Here is a 20,496-nt window from a genome sequence, read left to right as displayed (position 1 = left end):
GCACTGCAATCAAGCTGGAACCGTCCTGGAAGTTGGCTGAAAGTCACTCGGCCGCGTCGTCGACCTGTGGCAGCAACGGCAGGCGGACCCGGAAGGTGGCCCCACCGCCGGGTGTCTCGGTCACCTCGACCGAGCCGTGGTGGGCGGCGACCAGGGCGGCCACGATGGCCAGGCCGAGACCAGTGCCGGTGTTGCCGTCGGCCCGCCGGGTACGGGCCGCGTCGGCCCGGTAGAACCGCTCGAAGACCCGTTCCGCCTGCTCAGGCGAGAGACCGGGGCCGGTGTCGGCCACCTCCACGACGGCGAAGCCGCCCGGCTCGGCGCGCAGCCGTACCCGGATCTCGGCCTCCGGCGGGGTGTGGGTCAGCGCGTTGGTGACCAGGTTGCCGATCACCTGCCGCAACCGCGCGTCGTCGGCGGAGACGACCAGCGGGCCCGATTCGGGCTCGATCTCCAGCTCGATCCGCCGGTCCGGTGCCATCGCCCGCGCGGCCTGCACGGCGTCAGAGGCGAGCACCGGCAGCTCCACCGGGGTCAGCGCGAGGGGCCGTTCCCGGTCCAACCGGGCGAGCAGCAGCAGGTCCTCCACCAGCAGCCCCATCCGGGCCGCCTCGTCCTCGATCCGGCGCAGCAGACCGGCGGTCTGCTCCGGCGCGCGGGCCGCACCCTGCCGGTACAGCTCGGCGAAGCCACGAATGGTGGTGAGCGGGGTACGCAACTCGTGGGAGGCGTCGGCGACGAACTGCCGCATCCGCTCCTCGGAGCGGATGGCCCGCGCTTCGGACGCCTGAGCGGCGGCGGCGGCGTCGCGGGCGGCGCTCTCCGCCCAACGGGCCGAGGTTTCCGAGGCGGCTCGGGCGGTGAACGCCACCTCGATCTGGGTGAGCATCGCGTTCAGCGCGCGGGAGAGCCGGCCCAGCTCAGAGGTCGGATACTCCTGCCCCTCCTCCGGGTCGGGCACCCGGCGGGACAGGTCACCGCCGGCGATCGCGGCGGCGGTGCGTTCGATCTCCACCAACGGTTTGAGGCTGGTCCGGACGATCGCCGCACCGACCGAGGCCAACATGATCAACACCGCACCGCCGACCAGTAGGTCTATCCAGACGAGCTGCTTCACCGCCCGGTCCACCTCGGTGAGCGGCTGACCCACGGCGAGCACCGAGCCGTCCGGCTGGGCCGCGTAGTAGACCCGCCATCTGGTGAAGCCGTCATGGGACACGACGGTCCGCGGCTCCCCCTCCAGGTCCTCGAAGCCGTCCCGGCTGGTGGGGAATGTGGGCAGCTGCGCGGGGTCGAGACTGATGTCGTCGTAGATCGCCGGGTAGACCTGTTGCTCGTCAGCCACCGACACCACGTAGTCGCTGGGCAGCATGGCGTTGACCTGCCCGCTGCGCAGCTTCGGGAGCAGCTGACCCAGGCCCTGGGCGGTCGACCTGACCTGCCCGTCGACCTGCCCCTGCAGGTAGTTGCGCAGGAAGTAGGCGGTCAGCGAGCTGATCACCAGCAGCGCGACGGCGACCAGCGCGAGCACCGAGGTGACCAGCTTCACCCGCAGCGGGACGCTGCGTACCCGACCCTTCGCCTGCTGGACCGCGTTCACGCCGCCGGCTTGCGCAGCACGTACCCCACACCGCGGAGAGTGTGGATCAGCCGGGGCTGGGTGGTGTCGACCTTGCGCCGCAGGTACGAGATGTAGGACTCGACGATGTTGTCGTCGCCCCGGAAGTCGTAGTTCCAGACGTGGTCGAGGATCTGCGCCTTGGACAGCACCCGGTTGGCGTTGAGCATCAGGTACCGCAGCAGCTTGAACTCGGTCGGCGAGAGCTGCACGCGCTGGCCTGCCCGGTGCACCTCGTGGGTCTCCTCGTCCAACTCCAGGTCGGCGAAGGTGAGCCGGGACGGGGCCTGCTCGCCGGTCGTGGTGCGGCGCAGCACGGCGCGGATCCGGGCGGTCAACTCCTCCAGGCTGAACGGCTTCGTGACGTAGTCGTCCCCGCCCAGGGTCAGCCCACGGATCTTGTCGTCGGTGGCGTCCCGGGCGGTCAGGAACACCACCGGGGTACGCGTGCCGCCCTCTCGGAGCATCCGGATGACCTCGAAACCATCCAGGTCGGGGAGCATCACGTCGAGCACCACCAGGTCGGGCCGGTGGTCCTTGGCGGCGTTGAGCGCCGCGCTCCCGCTTGTCGCGGTGGCCACGTCGAAGCCCGCGAACCGCAGGCTCGCGGAGAGCAGTTCGAGGATGTTGGGGTCGTCCTCGACGACAAGCAGTCGCGCCTCGGTCTGGGTAGCGGGCATGTGCCAATCATCGGTGACGTCACTGCGCCAGCGCTGGACGCTTCCTGCAAAAAGGCTGTGAGTCGCCGTCGGTCAGCGCAGCAGGCGACGCAGCCCGTCGAGGGCACCGTCGAGCAGCCGGATCGCGGTGCGCAGCTGGGTGTCGCTGAACTGCCGGGCACGCATCAGCCGACCCACCTCGGCGGTGAACGCGGTCAACCGCTGGTCGAGTTCGTCGAACAGCTCGGCCTGCGGGCCGGTGGTCGACGTCGGGCGGGGCGGCGGCGCGGGCGCCTCCCACCGGGCTCGCCGGGTCTGCCGGGTGGCCTCGCTCAGCTCCCGTTTGAGGTCGCGCACCGATCCGCGTACCTCGCTGCGGATCTCGCCGGCCAGGCTGGAGAGGTCCGCCACGGAGGCGGCGATGTCCGTCTCCAGCGCGGTCAGCTCGCCGGCCCGCTGGCGCAGCTCGGCACGCCCGGCGTCGGTGATCTCGTACGTCTTGCGGCCACCGGCCGCGGTGTGGCTGACCAGCCCTTCGGCCTCCAGCCGTTGCAGCCGGGGGTAGATGGTGCCGGCGCTGGGGGCGTACAGCCCGAGGAACCGGTCCTCCAACAGTCGGATCAGCTCGTAGCCGTGCTTCGGGCCGTCGTCGAGCAGCTTGAGCAGGTAGAGCCGGAGCCGACCGTGGCTGAACACGGCGGTCACAGCAGCTCCTCCCCGTCGTCGTCGACCGCTCGGGCGAGCAGGGCGATGCTCCCCGAGGTCGCGGAAGCCCAGAGCTTACCGTCGCCGGCGCCGAGCACCCCCTCGCTGCTGGGAAGTGGGAAGGTCGAGGTGCTCAGCTGCGGAAAGCCGCTGGTGATGCGGCCGGAAGCGGTGTTCAGCCGGACGGCGAGGTCGCTGTCCTCGCGGACCCGGACGGTGATGCTGCCCGAGATGGTGGTCAGCCGGATCTCGCTGCGCCGAGGGTTGTCCAGATCGCAGGTGATCGCGCCGGAGACGGTCTGCGCCCGCACCCGGTCGGCGGCGCTGTCGGCGAGGATCACCTCGCCGGAAACCGTCTCCAGGGTGAGGTCGCCCCGGACGCCGAGCGCTTCCACCGGCCCGGAGGTGATCTTCGCGGAGGTGCTGCCGCGGAGCCCCATCAGGGTGATCTGGCCGGCGACGACGTCGACGGTGGTCTGCCGGCGCAGGCCGGAGGCGACGAGTGAGCCCGCGACCAGGCCCAGATCGGCGAGGACGTCGGCGGGCACGGCGATGGAGACGTCCACCCGGGGATAGCGGTGGATCATCCGGAACCACCGCAGGACGTCCGACCAGCCCCGACCGCGCTCCTGGCGGATGCTGAGCCGGCCGTCGACGTGGTCGATCAGGACCGGCCGACGGCCGACCTGGGTCACGTCGATCCGGGTCGGCCCGTCGGTGGCGACCACGTTGAGCCGCCCACTGATCAGTCGCACGTCCAGCCTGACGACAGGATCGTCCACGGTGAGCCGCTGCGGGCTCTCAATCGTCCATCCGGCCATGGCGTCCCCCTCTCGCCGACGCGCGGACGCACGCCGAGCAGGAGAAGAATGTAACGCGATACATCGCGATATCACAAGACAGTCGCGAGTGTCGCGCACCTCCGCACCTCAAGATCGCCCTCGATCCTGGATCCAGTGGCTTCCCGCACGACCGAGGCCACTCTTTCCTGGATCGAGCGCGATCTTGGCGCGAGGCGCGGGGCGCGGGCGGCTCTCCCTCAGGCCGCCAGGTCCAGCTCCCGATCGGGGGTGTGCGTCGGGACCGGAACAGTCGGGCTCGCCGTGGGGACCGCCCGCAGCCGGGCCGGCGTCGGGGCACCCGCCGCTGGCAACAGGTGTACGGCCGACTCGGCGGCCCGGGCCAGCCACCGCCGGTCGGCGCCACGGGCCGGGTGCAGCGCTCCGGCGATCGCCACCGAGACCACCAGCTCCCGCGCCGTGACCACCCGGGCCACCGAGCGCAGCAGGGTGTCCGCGCCGAGGAAGGCGGCGACCGTGGTGGTCGACCCGGTGGCCGCACAGCGGTAGCTGAGCCGCAGCGGCACCACCGGACTGCCGGTGTCGATGGCCGCCTGGAACGTCGCGGGCCGGAAGCCACCGCCGGGACGACAGTCGGTCGCGGTGCTTCCGGCGCACCACGTCGTACCCTCCGGAAAAACCGTCACCGACCGCCCGGCGCGCAGCGCGTCGGCGACCCGGCCGACGGTGGTCGGCAACGCCAGCGGCCGGGACCGGTCCACGAAGACGGTGCCCGCCGCCGCGGCCAGCAGCCCGAGCACCGGCCACGAGCGGACCTCCCGCTTCGCGACCATCCGGGTGGGCGCGACCGCCAGCACCGCGAGGATGTCCAGCCAGGAGACGTGGTTGGCGACCAGCAGCGCACGCCGCCGGGGCAGCCGCCCCTTCACCACGAGGCGGACACCGAACGCGCGCACGGTGGCCCGCGCCCAGCCGCTGATCAGCGTCTGCCGCTCCCGGGTGGGAAGCACTGGCGACAGCAGCGCCACCGGGATCCCGGCCAGCAGCATGCCGAGCGCGGCGACCAGCCGGAGCACCCGGCGGGCCACCGGCACGGTGGGCACCTCGCCGGCCACCGGCAGGCAGTCGTCGTCGCAGCCCGAAAAGGGCCGCCACAGGTCGCGCGGTACGCCGGTCACCGCTGCTCCCCACCCAGGAAGTGCCGCAGGTAGCGCGGGTTCATCCGGTCCAGGGAGAAGAGGACGTAGAAGTCCGCGCAGCCGAAGTCGCTGTCGTACGACGGCTCGCCGCAGATCCACGCACCCAGCCGGAGATAACCCCGCAGCAGTGGCGGAATGGTGACGCGCCCGGCCCTGGCAGCGGGGAGCGGGCCGGTGGCGGCGGGGAGCGGGCCGGTGGCGGCGGGGAGCGGGCCGGTGGCGGCGGCGGCCTCGGCGAACCAGGGCCGCAACGGGCGGACCCGCAGCGGCGGGGGCGACAGGTGCCGGGCCTGGGCCTGGGCCCACACCTCGGCGACCGTCCGCCCGCCGTCGGCCACCGGCACCGACGCACAGCCGCCGAGCCAGCGCGAGCCACGCAGGTGCAGGTAGCGGGTGAGGCCAGCCCACATCAGGTTGATCACCGCCCCGGAGCGATGGTCCGGGTGCACACAGGACCGGCCCGTCTCGACCAGGTCGTCCCGGAGCGGGTCGAGCGCGGTGAGGTCGAACTCGTTCTCGGCGTACCGCCGAGCGGTGCGTCCCGGTGGCAGCAGCCGGTACGTGCCGACCACCTCGCCGGTGCTGTCCTCGCGGACGATCAGATGGTCGCAGTACGCGTCGAAGGGGTCCACGTCCAGCCCGGCCTCGCCGGGAAGGAGGGTGGCGCCCAACTCGGTGGCGAACACCTCGTGGCGCAGGCGTTGCGCGGCCGCGACCTGGATGGGGTCGTCGGCGATCAGCAGGGTGTATCCGCTGGTCGTCAAGGGTGCGCCAGCGGCATGCAGAACGGCCATGGGATCTGTGTAGGTGCCCGGGTTGCCATCCACGGGGACCACTGGTGTCGATCGGGTGAACGCCGGCCGGCGAGACCGCTGGCGACGCCCGGCGGGGACCGTGCGAGGCTGCCCGGGGCAGACTGGCGACGGCGCCGACACGCACCATCGGAGGTCGACGATGCGCATCGAGTCCCGATACAACGGGCCGGCCGGTTCCGGCAACGGCGGCTGGAGCGCGGGGACCTTCGCCGCCGCGGCGGGCGGCAGCGGGCCGGTCGAGGTGACGCTGCGCCGGCCACCACCGCTGGAGACCGAGCTGACCCTGATCGGCGGCGAGGTCCGGGGCCCGACCGGTGAACTCGTGGCCGAGGTGCGCGCGGCCGGGGTGGTCGATGCCGTCGTACCCCCGGTCGACCTGGAGACGGCGGTGGCCGCCGCGACCCGCTACCCCGGCCTGGTCGAGCATCCGTTCCCCAGCTGCTACGTGTGCGGACCGCAACGGGTCGACGGGCTGCGGATCTTCCCCGGCCGGCTGCCGGACGGGCGGACCGCCGCGCCGTTCCGCGCGCCCGCGCAGGTCAGTGCGGCCACGGTCTGGGCGGCGTTGGACTGCCCCGGCGGTTGGGCGGTGCTCGCGCCGGGCCGCCCGTACCTGCTGGGCCGCATCGCCGCAGTGGTCGCGGCGCTGCCGCGGCCGGACGACGAGTGCGTGGTGACCGGGGCGTTGCTGCGCGTCGACGGCCGCAAGGCGCTCGTGCACACCAGCCTGTACGGGCCGGACGGCGCGCTGCTCGGCGCGGCGCGGGCAACCTGGATCGCCCGCTGAACCCGACCGTAGTCCGCAGGGAGGAGTCGCCTCCGCCCTGCGACGGATCAGGACATACGGACCGCGCCTGATTGACCTTGTTGCATTGGGCCGTCACGCTGTGCCACGGCGTACCTCGACGCCACACACGGGAGGAGAACGATGACTGACGGGCAGCGAAGCCCCACCAGCGACGGTCAGATCGTGGTGTCCGGTCTGACAAAGCAGTACAAGAACGTCCGGGCGGTGAACAACCTGTCCTTCACCGTGGCACCGGGACGGGTGACCGGCTTCCTCGGCCCGAACGGCGCCGGCAAGACCACCACGCTGCGCATGCTGCTGAACCTGGTCACGCCGACCGCCGGCACGACCACCATCAGCGGTCAGCGGTACGCCGACCTCACCGACCCGCTGCGGCACGTCGGCGCGGTGCTGGAGGCGTCCAGCGCGCACAAGGGCCGTACCGGCATCAACCACCTGCGGGTCATCTGCGCGGCGGCCGGGCTGCCCAAGCAGCGGGCCGACGAGGCGCTGGCCCTGGTCGGGCTGAGCCCGGCGGCGAAGCGCAAGTTCAAGGGTTACTCGCTGGGCATGAAGCAGCGGCTCGGTATCGCCGCCGCGATGCTCGGTGACCCTCGGGTGCTGATCCTCGACGAACCGGCCAACGGGCTCGACCCGGAGGGCATCCGGTGGATGCGCGGATTCCTCAAGAACCTCGCCCACGAGGGCCGTACGGTGCTGGTCTCCAGTCACCTGCTGTCGGAGATGCAGCTGCTCGCCGACGACGTGGTGATCATCGCGGCCGGGCAGCTGGTCCGGCAGGGCCCGGTCGACCAGGTGCTCGGGTCGATGGCCCAGGGTGCCCGGGTCCGGGTCCGCACCCCGCAGGCCGAGGCGCTGACCGCCGCCCTGAAGGCGCAGTCGGCGACAGTGGACGTCGACGAGCACGGCGTGCTGCTGGTCGCCGGGGTGGACGCCCCGACGATCGGTCGCGCCGCCCTCACCGCCGGGGTGGAGCTGCACGAACTGACCACCGAACGGCCCGATCTGGAACGGGTCTTCCTGGAGCTGACGGCCGGAAAGGCGGGCATCCGATGAACCTGGTCCGATCCGAGCTACTCAAGATCCGCACCACCAGCACCTGGTGGTGGTTGGCTCTCGGCGCGTTCCTCTCGATCGCGCTGGCGTTCGCGGTCAACGCGTGGCTGGCCGTCACGGCGCTCGGCGGCGACGCCGACGAGATCGGCGTCAGCGCCGAGCAGGCGACCGCGCCGGCGCAGGCGGCGAACCTCTACACCTCGGGCCAGTACCTCGGGCTGATGTTCGTGATGCTCATCGGCATCCTGATGGTCACCAACGAGTTCTTCCACCAGACCGCGACCACCACGTTCCTGACGACCCCGCGGCGAACGTCGGTCATCGTCAGCAAGCTCGTCGCCGCGAGCCTGCTCGGCTTCATGTTCTGGCTGGCGACCACGCTGATCGACCTGGCCGCGGGCGCGATCTTCCTGTCCGCGAACGACTACGGCACCCAGCTCGGTGAGTGGCCCGTGCAGCGGGCACTGCTGTTCAACCTGCTCGCCTACGCGATCTGGACGATCCTCGGGGTGGGCATCGGCACGCTGATCACCAACCAGCTCGGAGCGGTGATCACGGCGGCGGTGCTCTATCTGATCGGCACCCAGGTGGTGGGTCTGCTGTTCCTGCTCCTGTCGAACCTGCTCGACAGCGAGGCGGTGCTCAAGTGGCAGGTGATCTGGCCGGCGGTGGCATCCCAGGTCATGATCACGGAGGGCACCTCTGAGTTCACCCCGTCCTGGTGGGTCGGCGCCCTGGTGCTGATCGGCTATGCGCTGGTCAGTGGGGTTGTCGGCGTCCTGCTCACCCGGCGGCGCGACATCGCCTGACAGCGCACCCGACCCCGGGGTGGCCGTGACAAGCTGGCCGCTCCGGGGTCGTCACCGCCATCGGCGGGCCCGGGACATCGTGGAACTGACGCGCTACCAGCTCTCCACCGGACGCGCAGCGGTTGCCGAACTTCTGGCATCTTCTGTGAAACCGGCCACGGGACCGAGGCGGAAATGCCTGCGGGATCGGTACGGCGTAGCCTGGGAGCCGTCCAGTCCGTGCTCCTAATCGGGCGCGACAGGACACACCGCGTGCCACACAAACCCGCGTGAAAGAGGCGATTACCGGCCGTGTCGACCCAGCAGACTTCGCAGGAGAACCCACTGGCGGGTTTCGGCCCGAATGAGTGGATCGTCGAGGAGATGTACCAGCGTTACCTCGCCGACCCATCGAGCGTCGATTCGGCCTGGCACGACTTCTTCGCCGACTACCGGCCGGCACCAGGGGCGGGCACCCCGGGCGGTGCCGAATCGTCGGACAAGCCGGCCGCCGCCCCCGAGCCGGACGGCCAGCCCGAGGCCGCCGTCAGCGTCGCCCAGCCGAGCGCCCCGGCCAAGCCGGCGACCGCGAGCAAGCCGGCCGCCCCGAGCAAGCCGGCCGCCGCCCAGCCGGCGCCGACCAAGTCCGCCGCTCCGGCCACGCCCAAGGCCGCCCCGGCGAAGGCAGCGCCGGAGAAGGCGGCCCCGGCCAAGCCGGCCGCCAAGGCCACCGAGCCGAGCGCCGAGGGCCCGCAGACCACCCCGTTGCGGGGCGTCGCCGCGAAGATCGTCCAGAACATGGACGCCTCGCTGAGCGTGCCCACCGCGACCAGCGTGCGCGCGGTCCCGGCCAAGCTGCTCGTGGACAACCGCATCGTGATCAACAACCACCTCGCCCGAGGGCGGGGTGGCAAGGTCAGCTTCACCCACCTGGTCGGCTACGCGATGGTGCGCGCGCTGGTCCAGCACCCGGAGATGAACAACTCCTTCGCCGAGGCCAGCGGCAAGCCGGCGGTGGTCCGCCCGGCACACGTCAACCTCGGCATCGCGATCGACCTGGCCAAGCCGGACGGCAGCCGCAACCTGGTGGTCCCCTCCATCAAGGGCTGCGAGCAGATGGACTTCCGGCAGTTCTGGCAGGCGTACGAGGACGTGGTCCGCCGGGCCCGGCGCAACGAGCTGACCATGGAGGACTACTCCGGCACCACGATCTCGCTGACCAACCCGGGCGGCATCGGCACCGTGCACTCGATGCCGCGGCTCATGCAGGGGCAGAGCGCGATCATCGGTGTCGGCGCGATGGAGTACCCGGCCCCCTACCAGGGGATGTCCGAGGCCACCCTGGCCGAGCTGGCGGTCAGCAAGATCATCACGCTGACCAGCACGTACGACCACCGGATCATCCAGGGCGCGCAGTCCGGCGAGTTCCTCAAGGTGATGCACGAGCTGATCCTGGGCGAGCACGACTTCTACGACGAGATCTTCACCTCGCTGCGCATCCCGTACGAGCCGGTGCGGTGGATGCGCGACGTGGCGGTCAACTCCGAGGGGCAGATCAACAAGACCGCCCGGGTGCACGAGCTGATCCACGCGTACCGGGTGCGCGGTCACCTGATGGCCGACACCGACCCGCTGGAATTCAAGATCCGCAAGCACCCCGACCTGGACGTCCTCCAGCACGGGCTCACCCTGTGGGACCTGGACCGCGAGTTCCCGGTCAACGGCTTCGCCGGCCGGCAGCGGATGAAGCTGCGCGAGATCCTCGGCGTGCTGCGCGACTCGTACTGCCGCCGGGTCGGCATCGAGTACATGCACATCCAGGACCCGGAGGAGCGCCGCTGGGTCCAGGAACGGATCGAGCGCAAGTACGAGAAGCCGTCCGCCGACGAGCAGAAGCACGTGCTCAACCGGCTCAACGCCGCCGAGGCGTTCGAGACCTTCCTGCAGACGAAGTACGTCGGCCAGAAGCGCTTCTCACTGGAGGGCGGCGAGTCGCTGATCCCGCTGCTCGGTGAGGTGCTGGAGTCGTCCGCCGAGAGCGGGCTGGACGAGGTCGTCATCGGCATGGCCCACCGGGGTCGGCTCAACGTGCTGGCCAACATCGTCGGCAAGCCGTACGAGAAGATCTTCTCCGAGTTCGAGGGCCACCTGGACCCGCGCTCGACGCAGGGCTCCGGCGACGTGAAGTACCACCTGGGTCAGAACGGCAAGTTCACCACCCCCGACGGCGAGCACGCGGTCAAGGTGTCGGTGGTGGCCAACCCGTCGCACCTGGAGGCCGTCGACCCGGTGCTGGAGGGCATCGTCCGGGCCAAGCAGGACCGGATAGACCTCAAGCTGGAGGGCTACACCGTGCTGCCGCTGGCGGTGCACGGTGACGCCGCCTTCGCCGGGCAGGGCGTGGTGGCCGAGACGCTCAACCTGTCGCAGCTGCGCGGCTACCGCACCGGCGGCACCGTGCACGTGGTGGTCAACAACCAGGTCGGCTTCACCACCGCCCCGGAGTACAGCCGGTCCAGCCTCTACAGCACCGACGTGGCCCGGATGATCCAGGCGCCGATCTTCCACGTCAACGGCGACGACCCGGAGGCCGTGGTCCGGGTGGCCCGGCTGGCGTTCGAGTACCGGCAGACGTTCAACAAGGACGTCGTGATCGACATGGTCTGCTACCGCCGGCGCGGGCACAACGAGGGCGACGACCCGTCGATGTCCAACCCCCAGATGTACAAGATCATTGACTCGAAGCGCTCGGTCCGCAAGCTCTACACCGAGGAGCTGATCGGTCGCGGCGACATCACCGTGGAGGACGCGGAGGAGCTGCTGCGCGACTACCAGGCGCAGCTGGAGAAGGTCTTCAAGGCCACCCGGGACGCCGCCTCGGCACCGCGCCAGCTCAACCGGCCGCGCCGTGAGGAGGAGCCGGAGCCGCAGGTCGACACCGCCACCGACGCGTCGGTGGTCAAGGCCATCGGCGAGGCGCACATCAACCTGCCGGAGGGCTTCACCCCGCACAAGCGGATCCAGCAACTGCTGGACCGGCGGGCCAAGATGTCCGTCGAGGGCAACATCGACTGGGGCTTCGGCGAGATCATCGCGCTCGGGGCGCTGCTGCACGACGGGGTCACCGTCCGGCTCGCCGGGCAGGACTCGCGTCGCGGCACGTTCGTCCAGCGGCACGCCTCGGTGGTCGACTCCCGCACCGGCGACGACTACCTGCCGTTGAAGTCGCTCACCGGCGACGGCGACCGTTCCCGGTTCTTCGTGCACGACTCGCTGCTCAGCGAGTACGCGGCGATGGGCTTCGAGTACGGCTACTCGGTGGAGAACATCAACGCCCTCGTCGCCTGGGAGGCCCAGTTCGGCGACTTCGTCAACGGCGCCCAGTCGGTGATCGACGAGTTCATCTCGTCCGGTGAGGTGAAGTGGGGCCAGCGCTCCGCCATCACCCTGCTGCTGCCGCACGGCCACGAGGGTCAGGGCCCGGACCACACCTCCGGCCGGCCGGAGCGGTTCCTGCAGATGTGCGCCGAGGACAACATGCGGGTGTCCATCCCGACCACCCCGGCGAACTACTTCCACCTGCTGCGCCGCCAGGCCCTGTCGCCCAAGCGCAAGCCGTTGGTGGTGTTCACGCCGAAGTCGCTGCTGCGGCACAAGCTCTGCGTCTCGTCGGTGGAGGACTTCACCACCGGCACCTTCCAGCCGGTGCTGCGCGACACCGCCGCCCCGGCGCCGGAGGCGGTGAAGCGGGTGCTGCTCTGCTCCGGCAAGGTCTACTACGACCTGTTCCAGGCCCGGCAGGAGCGCGGCGTCACCGACACCGCGATCCTCCGGCTCGAGCAGCTGTACCCGCTGCCGGTGGAGGAGATCCGGGCCGCCCTGGCGCAGTTCCCGAACGCGGAGGACTTCGCCTGGGTGCAGGAGGAGCCGGCCAACCAGGGCGCCTGGTCGTTCGTCGCGCTCAACCTGCTGGAGCACCTCACCGACGTTCGGCTGCGGCGGATCTCCCGCCCGGCCGCGGCCGCCCCGGCGGTCGGCTCGGCCAAGACCCACGAGGTCGAGCAGAACGCGCTGATCGAGGCGGCACTTCCGCGCCCGTGACCTGACCGCACCGCGACAGCCGGGGCAGGGCCGTTTCCACGGTCCTGCCCCGGCTCCGTCGGTCGACCCAACCACCCGCCCGGCCTGCGCCGGGCCGAGTAAGAGGACCTACCCATGTACTTCACCGACCGTGGCATCGAGGAGCTGGTCGAGCGCCGGGGCGACGAGCAGGTGACCCTGGAGTGGCTCGGCGAGCGGCTGCGCGACTTCGTCGACCTCAACCCCGAGTTCGAGACACCGATCGAGCGCTTCGCCACCTGGCTGGCCCGGCTCGACGACCCCGACGAGGACTGACCCACCCGGTGCCGGGAACCACCGCCCGATTGGGCAGCTGACGGGCGGCTGGCAGCTGGCCGGTGCCGGCCGGTCAGCCGGTCCGCGACGTGACCGGTTCCAGGCCCGTGCGTCGCAGTTTCTGCCAGCCCAGCCGGCCGCCGGTCAACGCGGTGACCACGGCCTGAACCATCACCAGATACATCAACTGCCGGTAGACGAACTGTTGGAGCGGCAACACCCACAGCACCCCCAACTTCTCCCGGTCCAGCCGGAACGCCACCACCGCGGTGACCAGTTGCACGCCGAGCATGACCAGCCAGGCCACCGCCGTGGCGGTCCGGTCGAGGAAGAAGAGGCCGTACAGGGCCAGTAGGTCGATCACCGGCGCGAGCAGCGGCAACAGCACGCCGAAGAGGCTGAGGAAGAACAGGCAACGCCGGGTGAACCGGCCCGACGCACCCCGGTCGAATACGGAGCGGCGATGCTTCCACATCGCCTGCATGGTGCCGTAGCTCCACCGGTAGCGCTGTTTCCAGAGCTGGCCGATGCTCGTCGGCGCCTCGGTCCAGGCGCGGGCCGTCTCCTCGTAGACGACCTTCCAGCCGGCCCGACCGAGCGCGATGGTGACGTCCGTGTCCTCGGCCAGGGTGTCATCGGTCATCCCCCCGGCGTACCGCAGCGCCTGTCGCCGGAAACCGCCGATCGCCCCGGGCACCGTCGGCATGCAGCGCAGCGTCTCGTAGAGGCGCCGGTCCAGGTTGAACCCGATGACGTACTCGATGTGCTGCCACTTGGCGATCAGGCTGCGCCGGTTGCCGACCTTCACGTTGCCGGCCACCGCGCCCACCTGCGGGTCGGCGAAGGGCTGCACGAGCCGGCGGACGGCGTCGGGTTCGAAGACAGTGTCACCGTCGACCATGACGATCAGGTCGTGCCGGGCGAACGCCACGCCGGTGTTCAATGCGCTGGGCTTGCCACCGTTGGGTTTACGGACCACCCGGACGTTGGGCAGGCGGAGCGCGTCGACGATGTCCGCGGTCCCGTCGGTGGAGCCGTCGTCGACGACAACCACCTCGATTCCGCCGGGATGGTCGCCGCCAGCGAGTGAACGGACCGCCGCGGCGATCCCCTCCTTCTCGTTGTACGCCGGGACGATCACCGACACCGGCGCGGTGACCGGCGGCCCCCACGTCCAGTCCGTGGCCCGACGGCGACGGGCGTGTCGCCCGGCGAGCAGGAACAGCACGGCGGTACGCCCGACGGTGAGCACCCCGACGAGCACGAAGAGGATCCCGAACACGGTCAGCACCTGGTCGGCGCCCCGTACCGCCCAGACCAGCATCTGGCCGCGCCAACGGTCCCCAGCGGTGGCCGCCGCACCGGATTCCGCCCGGTAGTCGACCCCGGCGGCGGCGAAGGCGAGGTTCAGTCCGTCCGTCGCGGTGACGAAGCGGTATCCCCGTTGCTTCATCATCGGGATGAAGCGGTCGAGGGCGGCGACGGTCTGCGCGCGGTCACCGCCGGCGTCGTGCCAGAGGGTGATCGCACCCGAGTCGCCGTCCGGGGTGGCGTTCTCGACGATCTTGTCTACGCCGGGCAGCGCCCAGTCCTGGCTGTCGGTGTCGTTGAGCACCGTCAGGTAGCCCAGGTCACCGGCGGCGATCAGCACCGGCCAGTCCTGGTTGTCGATCGCGTCGGCATGCGAGGAGTACGGAAACCGGACCAGCGAGGTGCGCACGCCGGTGACGGCGGCGAGGGCGAGCTGGGTCTGGGCGTACTCCAGCTCTTGCCGCCATCCGGACAGCTCGGTGAGGTCGGGGTGGGTGAACGTGTGCACGCCGAGCTCGTGGCCACCCGCGACCAGGTTCCGGGCCATGTCGGGGTGCCGGGCGACCTGCGAACCCAGCACGAAGAACGTGCCAGTGACCTGGTGGGCGTCGAGGACGCGCAGAACCTCGGGGGTCCAGACGGGGTCGGGGCCGTCGTCGAAGGTGAGCGCGATGGTCCGGTCCGGCAAGCGGTAGGAGCGGACCTGCTCGCTGTTGGCGCTGATGATCGGCCCCCCGTTCACCACTGAGGTGGGGACCTCGCGTTGCCCCTGGTTGCTGTGCTGGTGGTCCGGGGTGAAGGAGGCGTTGGTGTACGCGTTGACCAGAAGTACGCCGGCCAGAACCGCCAGCAGCATGCCGAGCAGGACCCAGCGCGGTGGAGGTACGGCCCGACGACGGCGGGCCGTGATCGCCGGCTCAGCCATCCGCGGGGAGGAGGTCGGTGGGGAGTCCGCCGGGTTCGGCCGGTTCCTCGGGTGGGAGCGCCGGGTCCTCGGTCGAGGGTGAGACGGCGGGTGTCGGGGCCACCGAGGTGGGCCGCCCCGAGCTGGGCGAGGGCGGCACGCTGGTGGGGTCACCGCTCGCCGGGCTGGCGGCGCTCCGTGACCGCGTGGGGGCAGGCGAGCGGGGAGCCGGCGGGGCGACGGTGGGTGCCACCCTGGCCGCCGGCGTACGGGGGACGGCTGTCGACGGCTCGGGGATGGCGGTAATCGCCTCGGCCTGTGGCGACTGGGTCCGTTCAGGCTGCTCGGCCTCGTCCACGAACGGGAGCACCGTGTGCGGCTCCACCATGCCGCCGGCGAAGCTGACGGCCACCAGCCCGGTGTAGGTCAGGCCCAGCAGACCGACGACGTATGCGAGCCAGCGCAGGCGGGAGCGGCGTCGGCCGCTGGGGTCGACGAAGACCGGGGGCGGTTCGGGCGCGGCGGCGATCAGCTCGGTGGGGCCGTCGGTGCGGTTGGCCACCATGGTGGGCTCGTCGACCGGCGCCGCCGGTCGGGACCGAGGGTTGCCGGACCCGGCGGGCGTCGACCTCCCAGTCGACGTATCGTCGCTGCTCAAGCCCCGGGTGGTCATGGGACGCGAGTCTAGGCGTGAGTTTTTCTCAGCTTTGCTGACGGCTCACTGATTGAGACGCCGACCGCACCGTCGGGGCCACGAGGGGGTCGCCGCGACCGCCGCCTTCTCGTCGTCAGGGAGGGTTCGTATCCGGCCTGCGGCCGGTGACGGCGGCGGCTCAGGGGCCGTAGGGCCCGGGTGGGGAGTCTCGCGATCTTCTAGGGTGGGGGCTGTGGCTCGCAGCGTGTATCTGACCAGCGTCGGTTCGGGCGGGGGCAAGTCGACGATCGCCCTCGGGCTGGCCGAGTTGCTGTCCCGCCAGGTCGGGCGGATCGGCGTGTTCCGGCCGCTGGTCGCCGACACCGGGCAGGATCCGATCCTCGCCCTGCTCAGCGAGCGGTACCGGGTCGAGATGCCGCTGGCCGAGCTGGCCGGGGCGAGCTACGCCGAGGCCGCCGCGCTGGTCGCGGACGGCCGACGGGAACAGCTGATCTCCGCGATCGTCGAGCGCTACCGGGCGGTGGAACGGCAGTGCCCGGCGGTGGTCGTGGTGGGCAGCGACTTCGACGACCCGGGTGATCCGGCCCGCCCCCGCGAGCTGGCCTTCAACGCCCGGCTGGCCACCGAGTTCGGCAGCGTGGTGGTGCCGGTGGTGGACGGCTTCGGGCAGGAGCCGGCGGCCGTGGCGGCGGCGATGCGGGGGGCGTACCACGACCTGGCCGATCTGGGCGCGACAGTGCTCGCGGTGATCGCCAACCGGGTGTCCGAGCCGATGACGCTGCCCGACCTGCCGGTGCCCGCGTACGCCATCCCGGAGGTGCCGAGCGTGTCGGCGCCGACGGTGGCCGAGGTGGCGGCGGCGCTCGGCGCCACCCTGCTGGCCGGGGACGACGCCGCGCTCGGTCGCGACGTGCTGGATTTCGTGGTCGGCGCGGCGCATGTGCCGACCCTGCTGGGCCACCTCACCGAGGGCGCCCTGGTGATCACCCCCGGGGACCGGGCCGACCTGCTCGTCGCCGCGAGCGCCGCGCACGTGGCCGGGCAGGTGTCGGTGGCCGGGCTGGTGCTCACCCTCGGCGAGCAGCCCGACCCCCGGGTCATGCGGCTGGTGGAGGGGCTCAACACCGGGCTGGCGGTGCTCTCCGTGCGCAGCGACAGCTACGACACGGTGGCCGCGTCCAGCCGCATCGAGGGCCGGCCCAGCGCGGCCAATCCCCGCAAGGTGGAGGCCGCGCTCGGCGCGTTCGAACGCTGCGTGGACACCGACGACCTGGCCCGCCGGCTGCGGGTCAGCCGGTCGGCGCGGGTCACCCCGCTGATGTTCGAGAACGAGCTGATCGACCGGGCCCGCTCGAAGCCCCGCCACCTGGTGCTGCCGGAGGGCACCGACGAGCGGATCCTGCGCGCGGCGGAGATCCTGCTACGCCGCGGAGTGGCCGAGCTGACGCTGCTCGGCAGGCCGGACGACATCGCCCGGCGCACCCGCGAGCTGGGCATCGACCTGGGCGACGCGCACCTGGTCGACCCGGTCACCAGCGGGTGGCGCGACGACTTCGCCGCCGAGTACGCCCGGCTGCGCGCCCACCGGGGCGTCACCGCCGAGTTGGCGCACGACATCGTGGCGCAGCCCAACTACTTCGGCACCCTGATGGTGGCGACCGGCCGAGCCGACGGCATGGTCTCCGGCGCGACGCACACCACCGCCGCGACCATCCGGCCCGCGTTCGAGATCATCCGTACGCTGCCGGACGTCTCGGTGGCCTCCAGCGTCTTCTTCATGCTGCTCGCCGACCGGGTGCTGGTCTACGGCGACTGCGCCGTCAACCGCGACCCCGACGCCGCCCAGCTCGCCGACATCGCGATCTCGTCGGCCGACACCGCAGCCCGGTTCGGCATCGAACCCCGGGTGGCGATGCTGTCGTACTCCACCGGCAGCTCCGGTGCCGGCGCGGACGTGGAGAAGGTCGCCGCGGCCACCGCGCTGGTCCGGGAACGCCGGCCCGACCTGCTGGTCGAGGGGCCCATCCAGTACGACGCGGCGATCGACCCGGCGGTGGCGGCGACGAAGCTGCCGGGCAGCCCGGTCGCCGGCCACGCCACGGTCTTCATCTTCCCGGACCTGAACACCGGCAACAACACGTACAAGGCGGTGCAACGCTCCGCCGGGGCGGTCGCCGTCGGCCCGGTCATGCAGGGCCTACGCCGACCGGTGAACGACCTGTCCCGGGGCGCGTTGGTGACGGACATCGTCAACACGGTGGCGATCACCGCCATCCAGGCGGCCACCGAGGAGGCGTCGTGAGTCAGGTGCTGGTGCTCAACTGCGGGTCGTCGTCGGTGAAGTGGCGCCGCTACGACGGTGAGCGGGCGCTGGACCACGGCACCGTCGAACGCATCGGTGAGCCCGGTGGCGGCCCGACTGACCACACCGAGGCGGTCCAGCAGATCCTGGACGGGCTGGACCTGACCGGGTTGGCGGCGGTCGGGCACCGGGTGGTGCACGGCGGCCGGAAGTTCAGCGCGCCGGTGCTCGTCGACGACGCGGTGCTGGCCGCGATCCGCGAGCTGATCCCGCTCGCCCCACTGCACAACCCGGTCAACCTGGCGGGCATCGAGGTGGCCCGCTCGGCACTGCCGGACGTGCCGCAGGTCGCCGTCTTCGACACCGCGTTCCACCACACCCTGCCCGAGGCCGTCGCGACATACGCGATCGACCGGGACACCGCCGAGCGGTACGGCATCCGCCGGTACGGCTTCCACGGCACCTCACACGCGTACGTGTCCCGCCGCACCGCCGAACTGCTGGGCCGGCCGTACGAGCAGGTCAACACGATCACCCTGCACCTGGGCAACGGGGCCAGCGCGTGCGCGGTCGAGAACGGTCGCAGCGTCGCCACCTCGATGGGCATGTCCCCCCTCGAAGGGCTGGTGATGGGCACCCGCAGCGGCGACATCGACCCCACCGTGATCTTCCACCTGCGTCGGGAGGGTGGGCTGTCGGTGGACGACATCGACGACCTGCTCAACCACCGCAGCGGCCTGCTCGGGCTGACCGGCGTCAACGACATGCGCGAGGTCCTCGAGCGTCGGGCTGCCGGTGACCAGGCGGCGACGCTGGCCTTCGAGGTGTACTGCCGGCGCATCACCGGCTACGTCGGGGCGTACTACGCGCTGCTCGGCCGGGTCGACGCGATCACCTTCACCGCCGGGGTCGGCGAGCACGCCGCGCCGGTGCGGGCCGCCGCGCTGGCCGGCCTGGGTCGGCTCGGCATCAGCGTGGACGACGCCCGCAACGACGGTGACGGCGACCGGGTGATCTCACCGGACGGCGCCGAGGTGAGCGTCTGCGTCATCCGCACCGACGAGGAGCGGGAGATCGCACGACAGACCCGGGACCTGATCGAGGCGGCCTGACGGCTCGGTCAGTCGCCCGCGCGACCGGGCCACCAGCTCAGCCGCCCGCCCGACCAGGCCACGGATCACCGGGCCGCCAGCCAGGCGACCAGCTCAGCCGGTCGCCGGCCAGGCGACGAACTCAGCCGGTCGCCAGCCAGGCGACGAGGGCCACCAGCACCACGACGACCACCGCCGCGCCGATGATGAGCGGCAGGCGGGACGGGGCCTCCGCCGGTGCCGCGGCCTCCGGCGTCTGGCTGAAGGCACGGAACGCCTCGGTGTTGCCGCTGGGGTCTGTGTAGTTCTCAGGCATGTCGGTGACCCTAGCGAAGCTGGTCACGCGGCACCGTCCCCGGCCCGCGCCGTCGCGGGGGTGGACCCGGCCGGTGGAGGTGACCCGACCGGGTGGCCGGTGCAGCCGAACCGGACGGCGGGGCTGTTACGCCCTCCCGGGCACCTACCGTGAAACGATGGGGGCGGGCCGGCTGCTGGCCGTACTGGTGACAGCGTTGCTGGCCGGCTGCGCGCCGGCCACGGCAGTGGCCGGCGGGGCCACCGACCCGGTGCCGGCGCGTCGAGCGCCCGAGGGGTCGTACGCCGTCGGCGTGCGTACGCTCACCCTCGATCCGCGTTCGGCGCGCCCGCTGCCGGTGACGATCTGGTACCCGACGTCGACCGGTCAGGTGGCGGCCGGACGGTTCCCGGTGGTGATCTACAGCCACGGCCTGGGCAGCCGGCCCGAGTTGCACGCCGGCCTGACCACCCGCTGGGCGGCGGCCGGTTTCGTGGTGGCCGCACCCGCGTACCCGCACACCCGGCAGGGTGCCGCGCACTTCACCCGGGCCGACGTACGCCACCAGCCGGCCGACGCCTGGCGGCTGATCCGGCACCTCGGGCGGCTCGACCGCAACCGCGCCGATCCCCTCGCCGGGCACCTCGACCTGACCTCGATCGCCGCCGCCGGGCACTCGGCGGGCGGCTTCACCACCTCCGGCATGTTCAGCGAGGGCCACCAGACCCGCTTACGCGCCGGGATCGTGATCGCCGGCGGCGGGTTGCCGGGCAGCTTCGCCGGGCCAGCCGCGCCGGTGCTCTTCGTGCACGGCACGGCTGACCCGGTGGTGCCGGTGACTGTCGGCCGGGCCGCGTACGCGCGCACCCCCGGGCCGGCCGCGTTCCTCAGCCTGCTCGACCAGGACCACGGGGCGTACCTCACGCCGGGCCACCCGGGCTTCGCCCCGGTCCTCGCCACCACCACCGACTTCCTGCGCTGGACCCTCTACGGCGATCAGGTTGCCGCCGCCCGCCTCCGCACCGACGCCCACTCCCCCAACCTGGCCCGTTACGAGTCCCGCCCGGCCCACTGACCCCTGCCGCTGTCGGTACG

General features: G+C 71.7%; 17 protein-coding genes. 8 read left to right on the top strand and 9 right to left on the bottom strand.

The features are described from left to right. Positions 1 to 43 precede the first annotated feature (43 nt). The 6 genes from IF22_RS0126845 to IF22_RS0126820 all read right to left on the bottom strand — a co-directional run bounded on the left by IF22_RS0126845 (position 44) and on the right by IF22_RS0126820 (position 5,775). Positions 44 to 1,600, bottom strand: coding sequence for a sensor histidine kinase (locus IF22_RS0126845; protein ID WP_030336723.1), 1,557 nt, complete (start codon positions 1,598 to 1,600; stop codon positions 44 to 46). After that, positions 1,597 to 2,298: a response regulator transcription factor gene (locus tag IF22_RS0126840; RefSeq protein WP_030336721.1), complete on the bottom strand. Its 702-nt coding sequence runs from the start codon at positions 2,296 to 2,298 to the stop codon at positions 1,597 to 1,599. Before IF22_RS0126840 ends, IF22_RS0126845 begins: the two co-directional genes overlap by 4 nt. Before the next feature lie 72 nt (positions 2,299 to 2,370). After that, positions 2,371 to 2,982, bottom strand: a complete 612-nt coding sequence (locus IF22_RS0126835; protein ID WP_030336719.1) for a PadR family transcriptional regulator — start codon at positions 2,980 to 2,982, stop codon at positions 2,371 to 2,373. After that, on the bottom strand, positions 2,979 to 3,803 hold the full coding sequence (locus IF22_RS0126830; RefSeq protein WP_030336718.1) for a DUF4097 family beta strand repeat-containing protein: 825 nt from the start codon (positions 3,801 to 3,803) through the stop codon (positions 2,979 to 2,981). The genes IF22_RS0126835 and IF22_RS0126830 overlap by 4 nt, the downstream gene beginning before the upstream one ends. A gap of 218 nt (positions 3,804 to 4,021) precedes the next feature. Further along, on the bottom strand, positions 4,022 to 4,960 hold the full coding sequence (locus tag IF22_RS0126825) for a lysophospholipid acyltransferase family protein (protein WP_036412364.1): 939 nt from the start codon (positions 4,958 to 4,960) through the stop codon (positions 4,022 to 4,024). Further along, positions 4,957 to 5,775 carry a GNAT family N-acetyltransferase gene (locus tag IF22_RS0126820; RefSeq protein ID WP_030336714.1) on the bottom strand — a complete coding sequence of 273 codons (819 nt, stop codon included), beginning with the start codon at positions 5,773 to 5,775 and terminating at the stop codon, positions 4,957 to 4,959. The genes IF22_RS0126825 and IF22_RS0126820 overlap by 4 nt, the downstream gene beginning before the upstream one ends. Before the next feature lie 160 nt (positions 5,776 to 5,935). Between IF22_RS0126820 and IF22_RS0126815 the strand changes: the two genes are divergently transcribed. The 5 genes from IF22_RS0126815 to IF22_RS0126795 all read left to right on the top strand — a co-directional run bounded on the left by IF22_RS0126815 (position 5,936) and on the right by IF22_RS0126795 (position 12,843). Beyond that, positions 5,936 to 6,583 carry a hypothetical protein gene (locus IF22_RS0126815; protein ID WP_030336712.1) on the top strand — a complete coding sequence of 216 codons (648 nt, stop codon included), beginning with the start codon at positions 5,936 to 5,938 and terminating at the stop codon, positions 6,581 to 6,583. Between the two features lie 141 nt (positions 6,584 to 6,724). Beyond that, a complete protein-coding gene (locus tag IF22_RS0126810; protein WP_030336710.1) occupies positions 6,725 to 7,660 on the top strand; it encodes an ABC transporter ATP-binding protein in 936 nt (311 codons plus the stop codon). Next, the gene (locus tag IF22_RS0126805; RefSeq protein ID WP_030336708.1) at positions 7,657 to 8,469 is read left to right on the top strand and encodes an ABC transporter permease; all 813 of its coding nucleotides are present in this window, start codon (positions 7,657 to 7,659) and stop codon (positions 8,467 to 8,469) included. The genes IF22_RS0126810 and IF22_RS0126805 overlap by 4 nt, the downstream gene beginning before the upstream one ends. A 291-nt stretch (positions 8,470 to 8,760) precedes the next feature. Continuing rightward, positions 8,761 to 12,549 (top strand): multifunctional oxoglutarate decarboxylase/oxoglutarate dehydrogenase thiamine pyrophosphate-binding subunit/dihydrolipoyllysine-residue succinyltransferase subunit, encoded by a 3,789-nt coding sequence (locus tag IF22_RS0126800; RefSeq protein WP_030336706.1) that lies wholly within the window; start codon positions 8,761 to 8,763, stop codon positions 12,547 to 12,549. Positions 12,550 to 12,663: 114 nt separating this feature from the next. After that, positions 12,664 to 12,843: a DUF6104 family protein gene (locus IF22_RS0126795; RefSeq protein ID WP_030336704.1), complete on the top strand. Its 180-nt coding sequence runs from the start codon at positions 12,664 to 12,666 to the stop codon at positions 12,841 to 12,843. 73 nt (positions 12,844 to 12,916) lie between these two features. Here the strand turns inward: IF22_RS0126795 and IF22_RS0126790 are convergent, their stop codons facing one another. Both IF22_RS0126790 and IF22_RS0126785 read right to left on the bottom strand, forming a co-directional pair. Then, the gene (locus tag IF22_RS0126790; protein ID WP_030336702.1) at positions 12,917 to 15,079 is read right to left on the bottom strand and encodes a bifunctional polysaccharide deacetylase/glycosyltransferase family 2 protein; all 2,163 of its coding nucleotides are present in this window, start codon (positions 15,077 to 15,079) and stop codon (positions 12,917 to 12,919) included. Beyond that, positions 15,072 to 15,731, bottom strand: coding sequence for a hypothetical protein (locus tag IF22_RS0126785; protein WP_156057912.1), 660 nt, complete (start codon positions 15,729 to 15,731; stop codon positions 15,072 to 15,074). Before IF22_RS0126785 ends, IF22_RS0126790 begins: the two co-directional genes overlap by 8 nt. Positions 15,732 to 15,936: 205 nt before the next feature. On the opposite strand from IF22_RS0126785, the gene pta reads away from it, so the two are divergent. Both pta and IF22_RS0126770 read left to right on the top strand, forming a co-directional pair. Next, complete coding sequence (pta, locus tag IF22_RS0126775; protein WP_156057909.1) at positions 15,937 to 18,015, top strand: phosphate acetyltransferase; 2,079 nt, start codon at positions 15,937 to 15,939, stop codon at positions 18,013 to 18,015. Beyond that, the gene (locus IF22_RS0126770; RefSeq protein ID WP_030336697.1) at positions 18,012 to 19,127 is read left to right on the top strand and encodes an acetate/propionate family kinase; all 1,116 of its coding nucleotides are present in this window, start codon (positions 18,012 to 18,014) and stop codon (positions 19,125 to 19,127) included. Before pta ends, IF22_RS0126770 begins: the two co-directional genes overlap by 4 nt. A gap of 121 nt (positions 19,128 to 19,248) precedes the next feature. Here the strand turns inward: IF22_RS0126770 and IF22_RS35530 are convergent, their stop codons facing one another. Further along, positions 19,249 to 19,422 (bottom strand): hypothetical protein, encoded by a 174-nt coding sequence (locus IF22_RS35530; protein WP_167337346.1) that lies wholly within the window; start codon positions 19,420 to 19,422, stop codon positions 19,249 to 19,251. Between the two features lie 157 nt (positions 19,423 to 19,579). Between IF22_RS35530 and IF22_RS0126760 the strand changes: the two genes are divergently transcribed. Beyond that, positions 19,580 to 20,476 (top strand): alpha/beta hydrolase family protein, encoded by an 897-nt coding sequence (locus IF22_RS0126760; RefSeq protein ID WP_030336695.1) that lies wholly within the window; start codon positions 19,580 to 19,582, stop codon positions 20,474 to 20,476. Positions 20,477 to 20,496: the final 20 nt, after the last annotated feature.

It is taken from the genome of Micromonospora parva, assembly GCF_000718515.1.
In the GTDB taxonomy this organism is placed as follows: domain Bacteria; phylum Actinomycetota; class Actinomycetes; order Mycobacteriales; family Micromonosporaceae; genus Micromonospora; species Micromonospora parva.
Note: the sequence above shows the minus strand (reverse complement) of the source record. Positions and strands in the feature narration are given on the sequence as shown.

Coding starts and splice junctions, on each gene's coding strand:
- IF22_RS0126840 (WP_030336721.1), bottom strand. CDS start 2,298: ATGCCCGCTACCCAGACCGAGGCGCGACTGCTTGTCGTCGAGGACGAC.
- IF22_RS0126830 (WP_030336718.1), bottom strand. CDS start 3,803: ATGGCCGGATGGACGATTGAGAGCCCGCAGCGGCTCACCGTGGACGAT.
- IF22_RS0126820 (WP_030336714.1), bottom strand. CDS start 5,775: ATGGCCGTTCTGCATGCCGCTGGCGCACCCTTGACGACCAGCGGATAC.
- IF22_RS0126815 (WP_030336712.1), top strand. CDS start 5,936: ATGCGCATCGAGTCCCGATACAACGGGCCGGCCGGTTCCGGCAACGGC.
- IF22_RS0126810 (WP_030336710.1), top strand. CDS start 6,725: ATGACTGACGGGCAGCGAAGCCCCACCAGCGACGGTCAGATCGTGGTG.
- IF22_RS0126805 (WP_030336708.1), top strand. CDS start 7,657: ATGAACCTGGTCCGATCCGAGCTACTCAAGATCCGCACCACCAGCACC.
- IF22_RS0126795 (WP_030336704.1), top strand. CDS start 12,664: ATGTACTTCACCGACCGTGGCATCGAGGAGCTGGTCGAGCGCCGGGGC.
- IF22_RS0126790 (WP_030336702.1), bottom strand. CDS start 15,079: ATGGCTGAGCCGGCGATCACGGCCCGCCGTCGTCGGGCCGTACCTCCA.
- IF22_RS0126785 (WP_156057912.1), bottom strand. CDS start 15,731: ATGACCACCCGGGGCTTGAGCAGCGACGATACGTCGACTGGGAGGTCG.
- IF22_RS35530 (WP_167337346.1), bottom strand. CDS start 19,422: ATGCCTGAGAACTACACAGACCCCAGCGGCAACACCGAGGCGTTCCGT.
- IF22_RS0126760 (WP_030336695.1), top strand. CDS start 19,580: ATGGGGGCGGGCCGGCTGCTGGCCGTACTGGTGACAGCGTTGCTGGCC.